The organism is Pseudomonas sp. NPDC087615, from assembly GCF_044743445.1.
Lineage (GTDB): Bacteria > Pseudomonadota > Gammaproteobacteria > Pseudomonadales > Pseudomonadaceae > Aquipseudomonas > Aquipseudomonas baetica_A.
In genome coordinates this window covers 9433-10497 of the sequence record NZ_JBIUWM010000099.1, presented here as the reverse complement: position 1 = coordinate 10497, position 1065 = coordinate 9433, and the positions used below count along the sequence as shown (strand labels likewise).

At 55.1% G+C, this 1065-nt stretch carries 2 pseudogenes; both read left to right on the top strand.

What is annotated here, in order from left to right:
• Positions 1-39: 39 nt before the first annotated feature.
• Positions 40-774: pseudogene (gene kdsA / locus ACIOU6_RS27110) on the top strand (3-deoxy-8-phosphooctulonate synthase); the annotation flags it as partial.
• 52 nt (positions 775-826) lie between these two features.
• Positions 827-1065: pseudogene (locus ACIOU6_RS27105) on the top strand (hypothetical protein); the annotation flags it as partial.

Below are 1065 nucleotides of genomic sequence, written 5' to 3'. Positions count from 1 at the left end.
AATAAAAAGCAATAAAACATAGACAATTCAAACAAGATTTCAGAAGAGTACTATAAGGTTAAATAAAAAATCGGCATCCCTTACGTGTTCAAGGCCAGCTTCGACAAGGCGAACCGTTCTTCTGTGGCCTCTTATCGCGGTCCTGGCCTGGAAGAGGGCATGCGCATCTTCCAGGACATCAAACAAGCCTTTGGCGTGCCGATCATCACCGACGTCCATGAGCCTGATCAAGCTCAGGTCGTTGCTGAAGTCTGCGACATCATCCAGTTGCCGGCCTTCCTGTCGCGCCAGACCGATCTGGTCGTTGCGATGGCCAAGACCAATGCCGTGATCAACATCAAGAAAGCCCAGTTCCTCGCCCCTCAGGAAATGAAACACATCCTGAACAAGTGCGTGGAAGCGGGTAACGATCAATTGATCCTCTGCGAGCGTGGTTCGAGCTTCGGCTACAACAACCTCGTGGTCGACATGCTCGGCTTCGGCATCATGAAGCAGTTCGAGTACCCGGTGTTCTTCGACGTGACTCACTCGCTGCAAATGCCTGGCGGTCGTTCCGACTCCGCCGGCGGTCGCCGCGCACAGGTTCTGGATCTGGCCAAGGCAGGCATGAGCCAGGGCTTGGCGGGTCTGTTCCTTGAGGCCCACCCGGACCCGGACAACGCCAAATGCGATGGCCCTTGCGCCTTGCGTCTGGACAAACTGGAGCCATTCCTGGCCCAGCTCAAAGCTTTGGACGAACTGGTGAAGAGTTTTCCGACGGTAGAAACCGCGTAAACCTCAATTCTCCGGTAAAGTACCGCACGATTTGTCGCTCATGCCCTCAGGCATGAGCGTTATCGTCTGCAAGACTGCCCGCTGCACACCCCTTGCCGACGGTAAAAAGATTTCCTCTAGCTGCGTCGTTTTCGTCAACTTTGGAGTGTTTACAACAATGGCAAAAATCGTCGACATCAAAGGTCGTGAAGTTCTCGACTCCCGTGGCAATCCCACCGTGGAAGCGGACGTGCTTCTCGACCAGGGCTTCATCGGCAGCGGCTGCGGGCCATGCGGTGCTGGGTCTGGCGG